Source organism: Alkalibacter rhizosphaerae (assembly GCF_017352215.1).
Classification (GTDB): domain Bacteria; phylum Bacillota; class Clostridia; order Eubacteriales; family Alkalibacteraceae; genus Alkalibacter; species Alkalibacter rhizosphaerae.
The window spans coordinates 2,182,770-2,199,632 of record NZ_CP071444.1; the positions used below are offsets into that span (position 1 = coordinate 2,182,770).

Genomic DNA, 16,863 nt, shown 5'->3' on the forward strand with positions numbered 1-16,863 from the left:
CGAATGAAGATCGTTGTGGATACCCATACGCACACCTTGGCTTGTCAACATGCATACAGCACCTTGGGTGAAAATGTTCGTGAAGCAGCCCGTAAAAGCTTGGAATTGATCTGCTTGACGGAACACGGACCTCAGTTGCCTGGAAGCCCTCACCCTTATTTCTTCGGAAATATACGGGTAGTTCCACCAATGATGGAAGGGGTAAAGATCCTAAAGGGCATGGAAGCCAATATTTTGGATGAAAATGGCACTTTGGATTTGCCAATGCAATATTTAAATCGCATGGAGATCATACTGGCCGGGCTGCATAACAGTTGTTTTAAGCCGGGAAGCGAAAGAGAGAATACGAAGGCCATCATACGTACCATGGAAAAGGAGATCGTGGATGTCATCGTTCATTCTGGCAATCCGGCATATCCGCTGAATTACAGTGATGTCTTGAAAGCCGCGAAAGACACTAACACCCTTATTGAAATAAACAACAGCTCTTTTGTTCATTCCCGAAAAGGCAGTTATCCAAATTGCAGATTGATCGCAGAAGAATGCTTGAAACGGGAAATCAAGATCACTCTGGGCAGCGATGCCCATATGGCTTGCGACGTAGGAGAATTTGGTGTGGCATTGGAATTGTTGAAAGATCTCCAGTTTCCAGAAGAGCTGGTGATGAATACGGATGTAGGCAAGTTGACCAAGTACTTGGAGAAAAAAGGACGGGTCCTTTTTATGGATCCGAGAAATGAAGACAAATAGAGGAGGATGAACATGAAACAAAACCCGATCGTAACATTTGAATTGAAAAACGGAGGAGTCATCAAAGCAGAGCTTTATCCGGAGAAAGCACCAAACACGGTAAACAATTTTTTATCTTTGGTCAACAAAGGATATTATGACGGCCTGATCTTTCATCGAGTTATTCGAGGATTCATGATCCAGGGTGGTTGCCCCAATGGCACAGGCATGGGAGGACCCGGTTATGGAATCAAGGGGGAATTTTCTTCCAATGGGTTTCCCAACGACCTGCAACACGAAAAAGGTGTGTTGTCCATGGCCCGGTCCATGAGCCCAAATTCTGCCGGATCCCAATTTTTCATCATGCATGAAAATTCGCCTCACCTGAACGGACAATATGCTGCTTTTGGTAAAGTGGTGGAAGGACAGGATGTGGTGGATTCCATTGCAGAAAGCAAAACAGGAAGACAGGATCGACCAGTGGAGGACGTGGTCTTGGAGAAAGTGACTGCAGAAACCTTTGGAGAAGAATATCCGCAACCGGAAATCGTATAGGAGGCTTGACAATGACGATCAAACTGATAACAGACAGTTCCTGCGACTTGGATCGAAACTTGCTAAATGAGGAAAATGTAGAAATCATACCCATATACGTCAGTCATGACGGTAAGGATTATAAAGACGGGGTGGATATCACTCCGGAAGAAATTTATCAGGGAATGCGCAATGGGAAAGTATACAAAACGGCACAGGTGACCGTTCATGATTTTGAGACTGTTTTCGAAAAGTTCGCATCCCAAGGGTTGGACATCCTGCATCTGAGTTTTTCTTCGGGGCTTTCTGGAACCTACGGAGCTGCTGTTCTGGCTGCTGATATGGTAAAAGAAAAATATCCCAACATTCGATTGGAAGTAGTGGATACGAAAGCGTCGGTAAATGGATTGGGATTGATCGTTTTGGATATATTGGCCGCCAGAAGAGAAGGGGCGGACATGGACCAATTGTTGGAGTTGTTGGAAGATCGGATCCGACGAATCGAACACATTTTCACCGTTGCCGATTTGGATTATCTGTTTCGCGGTGGTCGTTTAAGCAAAGGGGCGGCTGTTGTAGGGAACATGCTCAATATTCAGCCCATTTTGCGGGTGGACGAAGAAGGAAAGCTTCAACAGATGGATAAGGTACGGGGGAGAAAGAAGCTTTTTAACCGGATCCTTGCGATCATGGAGGAAAAGGCCGATGATTTGGACAAGCAGACCATTGCCTTGAGCCATTGCGACGACGAGGAAGAGGCACAAAAACTGGTGGAGGCCATTCGAGAAAAATTCGGTTCTACAGAATTTGTTGTCAATATGATGGGAGCTGCCATCGGAGCACATACGGGACCAGGCACCATCTGTGTGTTTTTCTATAATAGCAAAAAGTAAAAAAAGGCTGTTGAAAACCGGATCGAGTTTTCAACAGCCTTTATATATCCAGGTTAAAATGCAACCACAATTCCGCCATCATCCATATACACAGCACTCAAGCCCTGGGCTTCCGTCACGATCACGTCCTGGAAATTATATTTTTCCATGACCATGTCTTTGACATAATGTGCTTTTTCCAAGGCATTGCAATGGACGACGCCAAAAATTCTATCGGAGAAATCGGAGCCTTCGCTGCCGATGAGCTCCACCATTTTTTTCAACGCTTTTTTTGTTCCTCTGGATTTTTCTACCAGTTTTATTTCTCCGAGCCCGTCAGCAGCCAGGATCGGTTTGATATGGAGGAATTGGGCAAACATGCCGGTCAACTTGCTCATTCGTCCATTTTTGATCAGATTATCCAGATTTTCCAAAACAAACATGGTCTTCATTTCCTTGATGTAGGCCTCCGTGTTCTCCACGATCTCTTTTAGAGAAAGGTTGTGGTCGATGTATTTTTTCACACGGATCACAATAAGGGTCTCAGCAATGGCGGCACTCAAGGAATCGAATACATGGATAAATTTGTTTTCGAATTGTTCCAGGTACATGTCTTTTGCGGTCATGGCGCTGTTGTAGGTGCCACTGAGTCGTGAAGATATGGTCACCACGAAGATATGTTCCCCTTCCTTGTATTTTTCAAGAAAGTGTTGGGGAGACGGACAGGCAGTTCGAATCGCACCAACAGATTTTTTCATTTTAGATATGAGGGTATCCAGAGGGAGGGTCTCATCATCGATGAGATCTTCTCCGTCGATTTGTATGGTAAAAGGTACGGTTGCATGATTGATCTCGGCTTGCTGTTCTTTTGTTAGATCACAGCTGCTCCCGACGACGATTTTGTAATCCATTTTTTCCTCCGATCGGTGCTTTTATTTTATGTAATTGTACCATAATGGATGGGAAAGATAAAGGAAGGAAAAAAAGGAAATCTTTGATATAATGTAGTCATAAGAAAGTCTTTATAGAAAGGATGAGGGGTCATGTCAATCACGATCGATACCAAACATGGTGTTATTCGAGAGGAAGAGTTTCTAGGATTGTGGAGCCAGATTCAGGATTCGGAAAAAGCGCTGAAGGGGAAGACCGGAGCAGGAGCGGATTATCTCGGTTGGTTGGATTATCCGGTCAGCTACGACAAGGGTGAATTTCAGCGCATTGAAAAAGCGGCATCCTTTATTCGCAGCAAATGCGAGGCATTTATAATCATAGGCATCGGCGGATCTTACCTGGGTTCAAAGGCCATGATCGATGCGTTGTCGCCTTTTTTCGCCAATGAACGGGATGAGGTCCAGCCGAAGATCTATTTCGCAGGCCAAAACATCAGCGGCAAGTATCATGACGACTTGATCCGCCTGGTGAAAGACAAGGATGTGATGATCAATGTCATTTCCAAATCCGGGACCACGACGGAACCGGCCATTGCTTTTCGACTATTCAAAAATCTTTTGGAAGAAAAATATGGAGCGGAAGGTGCCAGGGATCGGATCTATGTCACCACCGATGCAAAAAAAGGAGCATTGAAAGAACTGGCCATGGCACAGGGATATGAGACCTTCGTCATACCGGACGATGTTGGTGGCCGTTACTCGGTACATACCGCTGTTGGTTTGCTGCCTATAGCCGTCGCAGGATTTGACATCAAAGATTTCATGAAAGGTGCAAAAGATCAGATGGAGGAGACCGATGGCGCCATGGACATGACTGATCCATGCTATCGATATGCCGCAGCAAGAAACATCCTGTATAGAAAAGGCAAAACCATGGAGATCATGGTCAATTACCAACCAGAAATGGCCATGTTTTCCGAGTGGTGGAAACAATTGTTTGGAGAAAGCGAAGGCAAGGACGGAAAAGGACTGTTTCCGGTTTCTGTAAACAACTCGACAGATCTGCATTCCCTGGGGCAGATCGTGCAAGAAGGTCGTCGCAATATGTTTGAGACGATTTTGGTTTTTGATGAAGTGGACCGAGATACGATCATACCAACTGCGTCGGAAGATTTGGACGGTTTGGATTACATTGCCGGTTCCGGTATGAATCATGTAAACAACAAGGCCTTTCTTGGCACGCTCATGGCACATGTTGACGGGAACGTACCAAATCTGGTACTGACGATCCCGGAGCTGTCCGCCTATATGTTGGGACGTTTGGTTTACTTTTTCGAAAGAGCGTGCGGGATCAGCGGGTATCTTATGGGAGTCAATCCCTTCGACCAACCGGGTGTGGAAAGCTATAAGCGCAACATGTTTGCGCTGTTGGGAAAACCCGGATATGAGGATCTGGCCAGGGAACTGGAAGGCAAGAAATAGATGGGTCCCGTTTCTAATGCGATTTTAACAAAATGGTAATCCACCCTTAATTCCTGCCGGATACAATGAATGCAGGAGAGAGGATGTGAGGGAAATCAATGAAAGTGACATTGGAACAGGTGGAACGCCTGCGAAAAAGAGTGGATTGCGATTATCAAACCGCAGAGAAGGTTTTGCGCAAGACCGGGGGAATGAAGACCAGGCGGTTCTTTATATATTAAAACGGCGGGAACACCGAGGAAGAAAACTGCTGCAAATGGTACAGGAATCTGTGACAAAGGTTTTGGGATTTCAACTGGTCCTCTTGAAGAAAAAAAAGACGATCGTCAAGATGCCCATCGTTCTCCTGGCATTTATCGTTTTGTTCTTTGATGTGCCCATGGGCTTCTTGCTGGCGTTGGCAGTGGTTGCCATCCTTTTGGGATATGAATTTGAAGTATACTATAAAAACCATGGGTTTGGGGACAATGGGACTGACGACTGGGAGGAGATCGCCCTCGGAAAGAAGGAAAATGGAGAGGCAGCAGACCCGAAAGCTTGCGCTGCTCGCCCCTCAAAAGCGGAGTCGATGGAATCTGCCGGGGAGAAACCTGGTGTTGACTTGCAGAATGACTATGAAGAAATCATCATCGAATAAGGCGGTGCATCATGAGTATACGAATTTTGATTGTGGAAGATGAATTGCAGATCGGACGTTTCCTTCAATTGGAACTGGAGCATGAAGGGTATCTTGTGGACACGGCATCCGACGGACGGGAAGGTTTGGAAAAAGCCCAAGCCAATGATTACGATGTCATGATCCTGGACATCATGCTCCCAAAACTGAGCGGATTGGAAGTTTGCCGCAGGATCCGTCAGGACAAGAAGACATTGCCCATCATCATGCTGACGGCAAAGGATGACGTCAGTGACAAAGTAATGGGTTTGGACATGGGCGCTGATGATTACATGACCAAACCATTTGCCATTGAAGAATTGTTGGCAAGGATCCGTGTCGCGGTAAAAAGGCAGGTGTCTGTGGAATCAAAGGAATCACCCGGTTTGTTGCGAATGGGAGAGCTGGTGGTGGATAAAGACCAATACCAAGCATATTACGGCAATGAGGCCATCGAGTTGACAAAAAAAGAATTTGATCTTCTGGTGTACCTGATGGAAAACAAGAACATCGTGTTGAGCAGGGACAAAATCGTGGAAAAAGTGTGGGGTTACGATTATATGGGAGAAACCAACGTGACGGACGTATACATCCGTTATCTTCGTGGAAAACTGGACCAGCGTTTTGGCACCAACTTCATCAAGACCGTCAGGGGCGTTGGCTACAAACTGACCAATGACGGTTCATAAGACAGGGGTCGAACCCATGGAGAAAAAAACGAGAGAGTGGATGTCCTTTCCGGTTTCCATCATGGAAAACGCAAAGCGCATGTTGCGATTTTCCATACGCTCCAATATTTCGGCAACGTATATCAGACTCTACTCCGTCGCCTTTATTTGGCTAGTTTTGTTGTTGGCGGGGGATTTATTCACCATACCAAGCAAGAATTTGCGGAGCAAAACTACCAGGTAATGAACATGGTGGTGGAAAAGGTTCAGGAAGACGGAAACCGGAGCGAATTGCAGACGATCCTTGATGGTGTGTACAAAGAGGAGAAGATCGGGATCCTCATATTGGATCCGGCGAATGACCAACGAATGTCCAATGCCCTGGATTATCCCATCTGGAACTACGACAAGATCGTCAGCGAAAGTTGGTTCCAGCAGGAAATGAAATTGTTTTCCCTCTTGCCATATAAACTCATGGCCCTGGAGGCAAATGGGGAAAATGGACGAACGGTAGTCTTTTTCTACTCCGTTTCCAGCCAAATGGATTTGGCGAAAAACATGCTTGGATATCTGTTGCTGGGGTATGTTTCCGGTGTCCTGCTGTTATGGATCGCAGGCGGCATGAAAGTTCGGCGGATCATTCAGCCCATTGAGCGGATCACCAATGCAACAAAAAGCATCAACACAAAAAATTTGGATGCAAGGATCGATGTGGGACGTGCGAAATACGAATTAAAGGATTTGGCCTCCACCATCAATGACATGATGGATCGCATGCAAGACGGTTACAAAAAACAACAGCAGTTTGTCTCCGATGTCAGCCATGAACTGAGAACCCCCATTTCTGTCATCAACGGGTATGCCAACTTGCTGGACCGGTGGGGCAAAGAAGATCCGGCCATTCTCCAGGAAGCCATTGATGCGCTGAAAAGTGAATCGCAGAACATGGCAGATCTGGTGGAGAAATTGTTGTTTTTGGCACGATACGATCGGGATGCGCTGAAATATGACATGCAAAGCATTGATTTCAGCGAGCTGATGGATGAAGTGGGCAAGGAAACGGAAATGATCGATCAGCATCATCGGATCCAATGGACCGTCGAAGAAAACTTGATGCTGTATGGAGATGCTAATCGAATCAAGCAGGTCGCTCGAATTTTTGTCGATAATGCAGTGAAGTATTCTCCAGAAGGGAAAGATATAGAAATACGGGGATATCGGGACAAGAATTACGTGGTATTGGAAGTGGAAGATCATGGAATGGGAATTCCCAAAGAAAAACTAAAAAGTGTTTTTGAGCGTTTTTATCGGACGGATGAATCACGAAACAAGAATACCGGCGGATATGGTTTGGGTTTGAGCATTGCCAGGATCATTGTTCTTCAGCATGGGGGAAAGATCCGAGTGCGGTCCAAGCCGGATTCCGGCAGCGTTTTTTCTGCACTTTTTCCCATGAAGGTCCAAGCAACAACAATAAAATAAAAAAAATAAAACGCCGAAAGGCGTTTTATTCGTCGTCGTCATCGGATTTGACGAATTCATCCAAATCCACTTCCATGACCATGTCGATTGCTTGAGCAAGTTTCTCTTCAAAAATCTTTTCATCGATCCCTACACTGATGATCCAGAAACGGGTTATAAAGAACAGCGCTTCTCGAAAACTCATGTCCAGGTGGCCGGAGACCAGGCTTCTAAAGATACTTGTGCCAATGGCAAATGCTGAGATGGTATAGGCTTGCAACAACTGTGGTTCCAGATCGACACCATAATTTTTGAGGATCTCGTTGAATTGTTTGGTCACCATGTAATTCAAATCGTAATCATCGATGTCGTCCACTGGGTTTTCAAATGGATGAACGGACTCCAAATAGAGGGTTTGGTACAATTCCTGCTCTACAAGGATGCGATAATACAGGGAGACATAAACGAAATGACTGAGCATGCAGTCTTCCTTAAATGGGACCCGGTACTCGGCATAATCCAGCGTGCGAAGAATAAGACTGCCCAACAGGTGGTCTGCGATCCCTTGTTTGTTTTTGAAATAGTAATACAGCAAGGGGTTCTTGACACCGGCCCGCTCCGCAATATCCCGCACAGAGATGTCCTTCCAGCCTTTTTCCAAGACCAGTTCTTTTGTTACATTCAAAATTTTCCTGCGTGTTTCGATACTTTTTTTATATGCCATTTTCATCACCACTATAATTATACCATCAATTTTTAATGTCAAACTAAAAATTGAAAAAACTTTGCATAAAAACGACGAAATTGTGTAATTATGGTATAATTTAAAGGCAAAAGAGAGGAGCATTGCGATGGTTAGAGGGATCGGCAACGACATCATCGAAATGGAGCGGATCAGAAAAGCCTTGGAAAAAAACAGTCGTTTTTTTACCAAGCTCTTTACTCCCCGGGAACAGGAATATTTAAGGTCTCGAAAAGACTTTGTGCAAGCAGTGGCTGGCCGATTTGCCGCCAAGGAAGCTGTAGCCAAGGCATTGGGCACCGGTTTTCGATCATTCGGCATGGCGGACATCGAAATATTGGGGGATGATATAGGAAAACCGGTGGTTCTGTTGTCCGAAAAGGTCCGATCTGCCGTGAAAGGTGGAGAAGATCTTCAAGTTATGGTCACCATATCCCACAGTCGGGACCATGCATTGGCTACGGCATTGGCCATGGAGGAGGTATCGCATTGAATGTTTATACAGTGGAAGAGATGCGGGAGAGAGACCGCAACACCATGATCCAACACAACATGGACATATTGACCTTGGTAGACAGAGCTACAGATGAAATTTTGGATGTGCTGGTTTCTTCCATTTGCCCCCAACCGGAAGGCAAGCAGTTTCTAGTTGTCTGCGGGAAAGGAAACAACGGAGCAGATGGATTGTCTTTGGCCGGAAAACTGAAAAACTTGGGCTCCAGGGTGGTAGCGATAATGATCCAACCCCAAGAGTTTTGGAGTGAAGAAGTAAGAACGTTGGCCCACTCTTTGGGTGAAGTATTTATTTGGGATGAAGTGTCTGTGGAGCGATGGGACGAATGGGTCGCCGGCAGTCGATATATCGTGGATGCCATACTTGGGACTGGATGCAGAGGAGAAATGGAGCCTGCTGTTGCAGCAGCGATCGCGCAAATCAATGAGACCGGGCTTCCGGTCATCTCTCTGGACCTGCCCTCCGGGATCCGCGGCAACAACGGGCAAGCCTGTGAGATCGCCATAAAAGCAACCTATACCATTGTCGTGGACGGGTATAAGACCGGAAATCTTATGGGGAGCAGCAGTGTTTATTCCGGGGAACTTTTATTGACAAAGGAAGTGGGTTTGTGGACTTCTTCAAACCCCGATTATAAAAAAACCATGTTGGAAAGGAACCAGCAAAAACTGCCTTCCCGTAGCAAAGCGGCCCATAAATATGACTTTGGCAAGCTAGTGGTCATTGGTGGATCCCGAGGCATGGAAGGGGCCGGTTTCCTGGCGGCCATGGCAGGTCTGCGTACTGGTTGTGGCGTATCCCAGCTCCTTTCTTGTGAAAACTGGGAAGCCCGCAAGATGTCTTTCTATCCGGAGCTGATGGTGGATACTTTTTTCGACCATCAGGGACTCATGGAAAAATTGAAAAAGACAAATGCTGTCGTTTTCGGCCCTGGAACCGTTTATGTAGAACGAGACGTGGAATATGTTCAGGAGATCATGGAAAGTGACATTCCCCTGGTCCTGGATGGAGGAGCCATTCCGTTGCTCAACGATCTGCGGGATCGGATCCAACTTTCAAAGCACCGACTCATTGTGACGCCCCATACCGGCGAAATGGCCAGGTTGTTTCGCGTAACCAGTCGGGATGTGCTGGAGGACCCCGTGTATTTTATCACTTCGTTTTTGGAATCCTACCAGGTGGACTTGGTTATGAAGGGACCTTGCACGGTGATCGCAAGCGGCCAGGAGATGTTTTTTTCCTATGGACCCAACTCCGGCATGGCCACTGCCGGCAGCGGCGACGTGCTGTCAGGCTTGATCGGAGGGTTTCTTGCACAGGGATGCAGCAATGAAGAAGCCATGAAAAGCGGAGTGCTTGTTCATCAGGAAGCAGGCAATGCAGCAAGAAAAATATATGGAGAGCGGAGCATGACGTCTACGGACATCCTTTCAAATATATACAAGGGGATCCATGGGCTGGAACAAACTATTGCAGAGGACGTGAAGGGATGAATCGACAGGGATTTTATCGAATTGGTTGCGCAGTGCCGGAACTGAAAGTGGCCGATGTGGATCATAATGTGGAAAAAATCACGGAAATGATGGACGCAGCTGTACAAAAGGAAGTGGACGTTTTGGTTTTTCCGGAATTGGGCATAACGGGATACACTTGCGCAGATCTGTTTTTTCAGGAAAGGCTTGTAGAAGCTGCACAAGGTGGTGTAAAAAAGATCGTGGAGCATTCCAAAGACAAGGCAGGTGTTTTTGTCATTGGTGCGCCGGTTCGAATGTTTCATCGACTATACAATTGCGGAGTGGTGATCTGGACAGGAAAGATCCTGGGGATCGTACCAAAGATCCACATTCCGGAATACAACGAATATTATGAAAAACGCTGGTTTTCCAGCGGTCAGGATTTTACAGAAAACTGTCAGGTGGAGTATGCAGGAATGTCCACATGGATGGGGACGCGAATCTTGTTCCGGGACAAAAGAGATACTAATATGGCCTTGGGCCTAGAAATTTGCGAAGATCTCTGGGTACCCATACCGCCAAGCTCCCATCATGCCATGGCAGGTGCAACGGTATTGCTGAACTTGTCGGCAAGCAACGATTTGGTAGGGAAAAGAGAATACCGGGTGGATTTGGCGAAAAACCAGGCAGCCAGAACGTTGAGCGCTTATGCCTATGCATCTGCCGGATTTGGCGAATCCACTACCGATGTGGTCCACGGCGGAGATGCTTTTTTGGTGGAAAACGGTACTTTGCTGGCCGAAAATCAACGATTTGCACTGGAAGGCAGTCTTACGACGGCTGACGTGGATGTGGAACGACTGGCTGGAGAACGGACAAAAAAACAAGGTTCCTATTACGGAACAGGAGCATTGCCGTGGGATTATCAATTAGTGGAATTTCAATTGCCCGAAAATATCAGCACGGTGGAACGCAGCGTCTGGAAACATCCTTTTGTTCCATCCAGGCAGGAAGACCGGTATCAGCGTTGCGAGGAGATCTTTCAGATCCAAACGACGGGATTGATGAAACGCTATCTCCATGCCCAAGCGAAATCACTGGTGGTGGGGATCTCCGGAGGATTGGATTCTACCCTGGCGCTGCTGGTATGTGTCAAAGCCTGCGATCGATTGGGAGTGGACCGTAAAAACATCAAGGGGATCACCATGCCTGGATTTGGAACGACGGATCGGACCTACAACAACGCTTTGGCGCTGATGGAACAGTTGCACATCCATTGGGAGGAGATCTCCATTGTAGAGGCGACCATGGGCCATTTTGAGGATATCGGGCATGATCCCCAGATCCATGATGTTACTTATGAAAATGCACAGGCAAGGGAACGCACCCAGATCCTGATGGACTTGGCCAACAAGTATAACGGCTTGGTGGTGGGAACGGGAGATCTGTCGGAACTTGCCCTTGGTTGGGCCACCTACAATGGAGACCACATGTCCATGTATGGTGTCAACAGCGGCATTCCAAAAACCCTGGTCCGATACATGGTGGATTGGGTGGCGGACAACAGCCTGCAGGAAGTTCGAAGCATTTTGCACGATATTCTGGATACTCCCGTCAGTCCGGAACTCCTGCCGCCGGATAAAGACGGCAACATCGCCCAAAAGACGGAAGAAGTGGTGGGCCCCTATGAACTTCATGATTTTTTCCTGTATTATGTGGTCCGGTTCGGATTTCAACCGGAAAAAGTGATGACGTTGGCAAATCGCGCCTTTGAAAATATATTTGATGCAGAAACCATAGAAAAATGGCTCAAGAAATTTTACCAGCGCTTTTTCTCCCAACAGTTCAAGCGTTCCTGTTTGCCGGACGGGCCAAAAGTGGGATCCATCAATCTGTCCCCAAGGGGAGATTGGCGGATGCCCAGCGATGCATCCGTAGCGGCATGGCAGAAATTTTGGGAAAAATAGAAAAGGTTTATTTTTTCAACCGGTCCAGGATCCGACGATAACCATCGCCGTATTTTAGACAGCGGGATACCCGACTGACTGTTGTGGAGCTTGCACCGGTCTCATGCTGCACTTCAGTAAAGGTTTGGCCGTCCATCAGTCCAACGGCAATTTCCAATCGATGCTGCATGTCTTCCATTTCCTTGATGGTGCAGAGATCTTCTAAAAAAGCCATGGTCTCTTCCTCGGATTCCAGGGAGATCAGGCATTGGATCAACAGTTGAAAGCGTTCTTTGTTCATTGTTATCCTCCCGAATGAAGTTAGGCTTACCAGCCTTGGTTTGATTATACTTTATTAAGGTAAAGTAGTAAAGGAATTTCCATGGAGGAGGTTTTTTATGAAAAGGTTTGGATTGATCGGAGAAGTGCTGAGTTACAGCTATTCTCCCATCATACATAAAGCGTTCTATACCAGGCATCAGATGGATGCGGTCTACGAATTGCGAGAAGTAAAGAAAAAGGATTTTTCGACGACCATCCGATCCATTTTGGAAGAATACCGGGGATTGAACATCACCATTCCCTATAAAAATGATATTCTTCCGTTTTTGGATACGGCGGACGAAGCCAGTCGGCAGATCGGCGCTGTCAACACGGTTTCCAACGTGGACGGAACATTGATCGGTTTCAATACCGATGTATACGGTTTTTTGGATACCCTGGATCATTACAGGGTGCCGGTCCAAGGGGCCAGATACGTGATCCTGGGAACAGGCGGTGCGGCAAAAAGCGTCTATTATGGGTTGAAAACCCGACAAGTGGCCTCCATTTCCTTTGTCAGTCGGCGCAGGGAATCCGACTGGATCAAGGACGAGAAAATTTGGTCGTATGACGATTTTCCAACGAAAAAAGCCGATGTTTTTGTCAATACGACACCTGTGGGGATGACCTCCAAGGAAGCTCGATCCCCTATCGAGGTGGAAAAGCTGGATGGAGCAGGACATGTAGTGGATTTGATCTACAATCCGGAAAAAACGCCACTCCTGGTTGAAGCGGAGAAGGCAGGCCTTCAAGTGGTCAACGGCTTGTTCATGCTGGTGTCCCAGGCACTGAAAAGTGAAGAGATCTGGACCGGAGTAGAAGTGGATGCAGAGGAGAAAGAACGAATCCATCAAATCATCGCAGAATTAATGTATAAATAAAGGTTTTATGGTATAATCCTCTGAGCAATTGATCGAGGTGTCTTTATGGAATGGTTGAAATACATGAAAAAGGCGGATTATTTTTTATTGTCCGTGGTTCTGGCCCTCTTCGCCATCGGTTTGATGGCCATTCGGGTCGCCACCAATACGGAAAATTTTGTTGCCGGGGAATCTTCTTCCTTTATGATGAAGCAGGCCCTGGCTTTTGGTCTTGGTATGGTCGGCATGTTGTTGCTGACCATGATCGATTATAAAACCCTTGGGGAGTACTGGATCCACATTTTCGTACTGTCTATCGTGGTGCTGCTGCTGGTGTACGTACCGGGACTGGGCATCGTTAACAAGGGGACCAGGGGATGGATCGACTTGCGGGTAATGGAGTTTCAAACGTCGGAGATCGCAAAACTTGGGTTTATTCTATCCTTTGCCAAACTGCTGGATCGCAGGAGCCGTCGTCTCAATAAATTAGTGGATGTGTTGCCGGTGATCGGATTTGTCGCCATTCCGGTCTTTTTCGTTTTTATACAACCGGATCTGGGCCAGTCTCTTGTATTTATCTTCATAGCGGCAGGGATGCTTTTTATGGCGGGATTGCACATGAAGTATTACTTTAGCCTCTTGGGCGCTTTTGTGGTAGGATTTCCCATTTTCTGGAATTATTTCATGAAAGATTTTCAAAAGAATCGAATCATTACGGTTTTCAATCCGGCGAATGATCCATTGGGGGATGGGTATCATGCCCTCCAATCCATGATCACCATCGGTTCCGGAGGCATGTTCGGGAAAGGGACGGCAGCAGAAAATACCATGACCCGGTTGAATTTTTTACCGGCCCAATGGACGGATTTTATTTTTTCCGTCATCTCGGAAACTGCCGGTTTCGTTGGAGCGGCGATCGTATTGGTTTTATTGATGTTGTTTTTGTTCCGGTTGCTCAAGGATGCCAAATCAGCCCGGGATGAATTTGGAACTTTGATCATAAGCGGTGTCTTTTTCATGTTCCTGTTTCAAATATTCGAAAATATCGGCATGACGTTGGGGATCATGCCCATTACCGGCATCACTCTGCCGTTTTTAAGTTATGGCGGCAGTTCCCTGCTGACGAATTTGCTGGCGGTGGGCTTGGTGATCAACGTACACATGCGCCGACATCAGATCAACTTTTAGAAGAAAGGAACAAAATATGGAAGAACAATTGAAGCGAATACTACCCCGGGTCGAAATGCCGGCCAGATATGCGGGGAATGAAATAAACAGCGTACACAAGGAGGTCGATGAAAAAACCATTCGATTTTGCATGGCTTTTCCTGATGTGTATGAAGTAGGGATGTCCCATTTGGGGATGAAGATCTTGTACGGCTTGCTCAATTCCATGGAAGATGTGTATTGCGAGCGCGCTTTTGCACCCTGGTCTGATATGGAAAAAGAAATGAGAGCCAATGACATTCCCCTGTTTTCTGTGGAAACCAAAACCGGATTGAAAAACTTCGATCTGCTGGGATTCACTCTTCAATATGAAATGAGCTATACCAATATTTTGAACATGCTGGACATGAGCAAGATACCCTTGTTTGCGGCAGAACGGGGAGAAGAAGATCCTTTTGTTGTTTTTGGAGGACCTTGCGCCTACAATCCGGAACCCGTAGCGGAATTTGCAGATCTGATCGTCATTGGAGAAGCGGAGGATGTGCTGGTGGAGCTGATGGACGTTACCCGAAACTGGGACAGGACATCCGGACGAAAGGCTTATTTGACGGAAGTTGCAAAGATCCCAGGGATCTATGTCCCATCGTTGTACCAGGCCACCTATCACGAAGACGGAACACTAAAAACATTTGAACCGATCCATCCTTCGGCACCGCCGGTGGTAAAAAAACGATTTGTGGAAAATTTGGACAAGGTCTATTTTCCCAAATCCTTTGTGGTTCCTTTTGTGGAAATCGTCCATGATCGAAGCATCATTGAACTTTTCCGTGGATGTACCAGGGGATGCCGGTTTTGCCAGGCAGGCATGGTATATCGTCCATTGCGGGAAAAAAGTCTGGAAACTTTGAAAAGGGACGCAGATCGCTTGATCGATAGCACAGGTTATGAAGAGGTATCCCTCTCTTCCCTAAGCACCATGGATTACAGCTGTCTTCCGGAATTGACGGATTACCTGTTGGAGAAGTACCAACAGGAGAAAATCGCCGTAGGATTGCCTTCCTTGAGGATCGACAGCTTCAGCATCAAAACAGCGGAAAAAACCCAGCAGGTGAGAAAAACCGGATTGACTTTTGCACCGGAAGCAGGCAGTCAGCGAATGCGGGATGTGATCAACAAAGGCGTTTCGGAAGAAGATCTGATCCAGTCGGTGAAGGAAGCATATGACAAGGGATGGGGCCATATCAAACTGTATTTCATGATCGGCCTTCCCACGGAATCCATGGAAGATGTGGACGGCATCGCCAAGCTGGCTTATAAAGTGTTGGATGAATACTTTGCCTGCAACAGTGAAACGAAGAACAAAAGGATCCAGGTAGTGGTCTCGACTTCCACATTTGTGCCCAAGCCCTTTACTCCATTCCAATGGGTAAAACAGGACGACTTGGATTCTGTTCGTGAAAAGCAGCGTCATCTCATCGACAACATGCGGAGCAAAATGATCCGTTACAGCTGGAACGACCCCAACTTGAGCCTGTTGGAGGGCGCCTTTGCCAGAGGCGATCGAAAGTTGTCCAAAGTTTTGGTTCGGGCATATAGCAAAGGCTGTATTTTCGATGGTTCCAGGGATCACTTTGACATAAAAAAATGGTTGGAGGCATTCGAGGAAGAAGGTTTGGATCCGGAATTCTACACGTTCCGGGAAAGACCTATGGATGAACTGCTGCCTTGGGATTTCATCGACATAGGCGTCACCAAGGCTTTTTTGGCCAAGGAATATGAAAAAGCAGTGGATGAAAAACTCACGAGATTCTGCAAATATCATTGTGTGAATTGTGGTTTCAACGAATTCAAGGAAGGATGGACCTGCCATGTTTACAGCCAGAGTGAAGTTTGAGCGGGGAGAAGGGATCCGATACATCTCCCATTTGGACATGCAGCGTATGGTCCAGCGGATCCTGCGACGTGCCCACATACCCATGAAATACAGTGAAGGATTCAATCCCCATCCCAAGTTGGCTTTTGCCATGGCCTTGGCGGTTGGGATGACTTCCGATTGCGAATATTTTGATGTGGAACTGGAGTCCCGCGTGGAACCGGAAGAGCTGGTCGGGAGGATCAACGACCATGCCCCTGCAGGATTTATTGCACGGACGGCCGTTGTGTCGGAAGAGAAATTACCGTCTCTTACTTCGATGGTGGAAGAAAGCGGTTATAACATCACTGGAAAAGTGATCACCATAGCCGCAGCAGAAGACCTGATCCGGCAAATTCGGGATGTGAAGGAACGTGACAGCATTCTGCAGCGGAAAAGAAATAAAAAGGGAAAATACGCAGAACGGGAGATACGGCCACTGATCCGTCAACTTGAAGGAAAAGTGGAAGGAGAGCGGTTTATCCTACAAACGGTTCTGGCATCCGGCAGTCAAGAGAACCTGCGTCCGGAAGTGGTGTTGGATCTATTGGATCCGGAGAAGAACATCATGGACTGGGAGGAAGGCGTGACTATCAAGCGAGTTTTTTTGGGAAAGAAGAATGGAAAAGAATTGATTTAGGAGAAGAACACAAGGA

The 16,863-nt window shown here is 46.8% G+C and carries 18 protein-coding genes; 15 read left to right on the forward strand and 3 right to left on the reverse strand.

What is annotated here, in order from left to right; translation table 11 throughout:
• The first annotated feature begins 3 nt into the window (after positions 1-3).
• Genes J0B03_RS10830 through J0B03_RS10840 form a run of 3 tightly spaced genes read left to right on the forward strand, consistent with a single transcriptional unit; the run spans position 4 to position 2,156 of the window.
• A complete protein-coding gene (locus J0B03_RS10830; RefSeq protein WP_207299612.1) occupies positions 4-750 on the forward strand; it encodes a phosphatase in 747 nt (248 codons plus the stop codon).
• Positions 751-762: 12 nt separating this feature from the next.
• Positions 763-1,284 carry a peptidylprolyl isomerase gene (locus J0B03_RS10835; protein WP_207299613.1) on the forward strand — a complete coding sequence of 174 codons (522 nt, stop codon included), beginning with the start codon at positions 763-765 and terminating at the stop codon, positions 1,282-1,284.
• 11 nt (positions 1,285-1,295) lie between these two features.
• Positions 1,296-2,156 (forward strand): DegV family protein, encoded by an 861-nt coding sequence (locus J0B03_RS10840; protein ID WP_207299614.1) that lies wholly within the window; start codon positions 1,296-1,298, stop codon positions 2,154-2,156.
• Positions 2,157-2,209: 53 nt separating this feature from the next.
• Here the strand turns inward: J0B03_RS10840 and J0B03_RS10845 are convergent, their stop codons facing one another.
• On the reverse strand, positions 2,210-3,046 hold the full coding sequence (locus tag J0B03_RS10845; RefSeq protein WP_207299615.1) for a DegV family protein: 837 nt from the start codon (positions 3,044-3,046) through the stop codon (positions 2,210-2,212).
• Between the two features lie 132 nt (positions 3,047-3,178).
• Here J0B03_RS10845 and J0B03_RS10850 point away from each other — a divergent pair, with 132 nt between their 5' ends.
• From J0B03_RS10850 to J0B03_RS10870, 5 genes are all read left to right on the forward strand, one after another.
• Positions 3,179-4,507 (forward strand): glucose-6-phosphate isomerase, encoded by a 1,329-nt coding sequence (locus J0B03_RS10850; protein ID WP_207299616.1) that lies wholly within the window; start codon positions 3,179-3,181, stop codon positions 4,505-4,507.
• Positions 4,508-4,592: 85 nt separating this feature from the next.
• On the forward strand, positions 4,593-5,144 hold the full coding sequence (locus tag J0B03_RS10855; RefSeq protein WP_207299617.1) for a hypothetical protein: 552 nt from the start codon (positions 4,593-4,595) through the stop codon (positions 5,142-5,144).
• Between the two features lie 11 nt (positions 5,145-5,155).
• On the forward strand, positions 5,156-5,851 hold the full coding sequence (locus J0B03_RS10860; protein ID WP_207299618.1) for a response regulator transcription factor: 696 nt from the start codon (positions 5,156-5,158) through the stop codon (positions 5,849-5,851).
• 16 nt (positions 5,852-5,867) lie between these two features.
• Complete coding sequence (locus tag J0B03_RS10865; protein WP_207299619.1) at positions 5,868-6,074, forward strand: hypothetical protein; 207 nt, start codon at positions 5,868-5,870, stop codon at positions 6,072-6,074.
• A 5-nt stretch (positions 6,075-6,079) separates the two neighbouring features.
• Positions 6,080-7,312, forward strand: a complete 1,233-nt coding sequence (locus J0B03_RS10870; RefSeq protein ID WP_207299620.1) for a sensor histidine kinase — start codon at positions 6,080-6,082, stop codon at positions 7,310-7,312.
• 25 nt (positions 7,313-7,337) lie between these two features.
• On the opposite strand, the gene J0B03_RS10875 is transcribed toward J0B03_RS10870, so the two are convergent.
• Positions 7,338-8,015: a TetR/AcrR family transcriptional regulator gene (locus tag J0B03_RS10875; RefSeq protein ID WP_207299621.1), complete on the reverse strand. Its 678-nt coding sequence runs from the start codon at positions 8,013-8,015 to the stop codon at positions 7,338-7,340.
• Positions 8,016-8,142: 127 nt separating this feature from the next.
• Here J0B03_RS10875 and acpS point away from each other — a divergent pair, with 127 nt between their 5' ends.
• The 3 genes from acpS to J0B03_RS10890 are packed head-to-tail and all read left to right on the forward strand — an operon-like array spanning position 8,143 to position 11,968.
• Positions 8,143-8,526: a holo-ACP synthase gene (gene acpS, locus J0B03_RS10880; RefSeq protein ID WP_207299622.1), complete on the forward strand. Its 384-nt coding sequence runs from the start codon at positions 8,143-8,145 to the stop codon at positions 8,524-8,526.
• Entirely contained in the window at positions 8,523-10,040 is a 1,518-nt protein-coding gene (locus tag J0B03_RS10885; RefSeq protein ID WP_207299623.1) for an NAD(P)H-hydrate dehydratase, read from the forward strand. Before acpS ends, J0B03_RS10885 begins: the two co-directional genes overlap by 4 nt.
• On the forward strand, positions 10,037-11,968 hold the full coding sequence (locus tag J0B03_RS10890; RefSeq protein WP_207299624.1) for an NAD(+) synthase: 1,932 nt from the start codon (positions 10,037-10,039) through the stop codon (positions 11,966-11,968). Before J0B03_RS10885 ends, J0B03_RS10890 begins: the two co-directional genes overlap by 4 nt.
• 7 nt (positions 11,969-11,975) lie before the next feature.
• On the opposite strand, the gene J0B03_RS10895 is transcribed toward J0B03_RS10890, so the two are convergent.
• Positions 11,976-12,248, reverse strand: coding sequence for a YerC/YecD family TrpR-related protein (locus J0B03_RS10895; protein ID WP_207299625.1), 273 nt, complete (start codon positions 12,246-12,248; stop codon positions 11,976-11,978).
• Between the two features lie 97 nt (positions 12,249-12,345).
• Here J0B03_RS10895 and J0B03_RS10900 point away from each other — a divergent pair, with 97 nt between their 5' ends.
• From J0B03_RS10900 to J0B03_RS10915, 4 genes are read left to right on the forward strand one after another with little or no spacing between them, the layout of a single operon-like run.
• Entirely contained in the window at positions 12,346-13,149 is an 804-nt protein-coding gene (locus J0B03_RS10900) for a shikimate dehydrogenase family protein (protein WP_207299626.1), read from the forward strand.
• A 45-nt stretch (positions 13,150-13,194) separates the two neighbouring features.
• Positions 13,195-14,316 carry a rod shape-determining protein RodA gene (gene rodA, locus J0B03_RS10905; RefSeq protein ID WP_207299627.1) on the forward strand — a complete coding sequence of 374 codons (1,122 nt, stop codon included), beginning with the start codon at positions 13,195-13,197 and terminating at the stop codon, positions 14,314-14,316.
• 16 nt (positions 14,317-14,332) lie between these two features.
• A complete protein-coding gene (locus tag J0B03_RS10910; protein WP_207299628.1) occupies positions 14,333-16,189 on the forward strand; it encodes a TIGR03960 family B12-binding radical SAM protein in 1,857 nt (618 codons plus the stop codon).
• Entirely contained in the window at positions 16,164-16,847 is a 684-nt protein-coding gene (locus tag J0B03_RS10915) for a TIGR03936 family radical SAM-associated protein (RefSeq protein ID WP_207299629.1), read from the forward strand. Before J0B03_RS10910 ends, J0B03_RS10915 begins: the two co-directional genes overlap by 26 nt.
• Positions 16,848-16,863 lie beyond the last annotated feature (16 nt).

What these genes read in the sequence shown, in the direction of transcription:
- J0B03_RS10865 (WP_207299619.1), top strand. Translation starts at nt 5,868, where the DNA reads ATGGAGAAAAAAACGAGAGAGTGGATGTCCTTTCCGGTTTCCATCATG.
- J0B03_RS10910 (WP_207299628.1), top strand. Translation starts at nt 14,333, where the DNA reads ATGGAAGAACAATTGAAGCGAATACTACCCCGGGTCGAAATGCCGGCC.
- J0B03_RS10845 (WP_207299615.1), bottom strand. Translation starts at nt 3,046, where the DNA reads ATGGATTACAAAATCGTCGTCGGGAGCAGCTGTGATCTAACAAAAGAA.
- J0B03_RS10850 (WP_207299616.1), top strand. Translation starts at nt 3,179, where the DNA reads ATGTCAATCACGATCGATACCAAACATGGTGTTATTCGAGAGGAAGAG.
- J0B03_RS10895 (WP_207299625.1), bottom strand. Translation starts at nt 12,248, where the DNA reads ATGAACAAAGAACGCTTTCAACTGTTGATCCAATGCCTGATCTCCCTG.
- J0B03_RS10835 (WP_207299613.1), top strand. Translation starts at nt 763, where the DNA reads ATGAAACAAAACCCGATCGTAACATTTGAATTGAAAAACGGAGGAGTC.
- J0B03_RS10900 (WP_207299626.1), top strand. Translation starts at nt 12,346, where the DNA reads ATGAAAAGGTTTGGATTGATCGGAGAAGTGCTGAGTTACAGCTATTCT.
- J0B03_RS10915 (WP_207299629.1), top strand. Translation starts at nt 16,164, where the DNA reads ATGTTTACAGCCAGAGTGAAGTTTGAGCGGGGAGAAGGGATCCGATAC.
- J0B03_RS10830 (WP_207299612.1), top strand. Translation starts at nt 4, where the DNA reads ATGAAGATCGTTGTGGATACCCATACGCACACCTTGGCTTGTCAACAT.
- J0B03_RS10870 (WP_207299620.1), top strand. Translation starts at nt 6,080, where the DNA reads ATGGTGGTGGAAAAGGTTCAGGAAGACGGAAACCGGAGCGAATTGCAG.
- J0B03_RS10840 (WP_207299614.1), top strand. Translation starts at nt 1,296, where the DNA reads ATGACGATCAAACTGATAACAGACAGTTCCTGCGACTTGGATCGAAAC.
- acpS (WP_207299622.1), top strand. Translation starts at nt 8,143, where the DNA reads ATGGTTAGAGGGATCGGCAACGACATCATCGAAATGGAGCGGATCAGA.
- J0B03_RS10860 (WP_207299618.1), top strand. Translation starts at nt 5,156, where the DNA reads ATGAGTATACGAATTTTGATTGTGGAAGATGAATTGCAGATCGGACGT.
- rodA (WP_207299627.1), top strand. Translation starts at nt 13,195, where the DNA reads ATGGAATGGTTGAAATACATGAAAAAGGCGGATTATTTTTTATTGTCC.
- J0B03_RS10875 (WP_207299621.1), bottom strand. Translation starts at nt 8,015, where the DNA reads ATGGCATATAAAAAAAGTATCGAAACACGCAGGAAAATTTTGAATGTA.
- J0B03_RS10890 (WP_207299624.1), top strand. Translation starts at nt 10,037, where the DNA reads ATGAATCGACAGGGATTTTATCGAATTGGTTGCGCAGTGCCGGAACTG.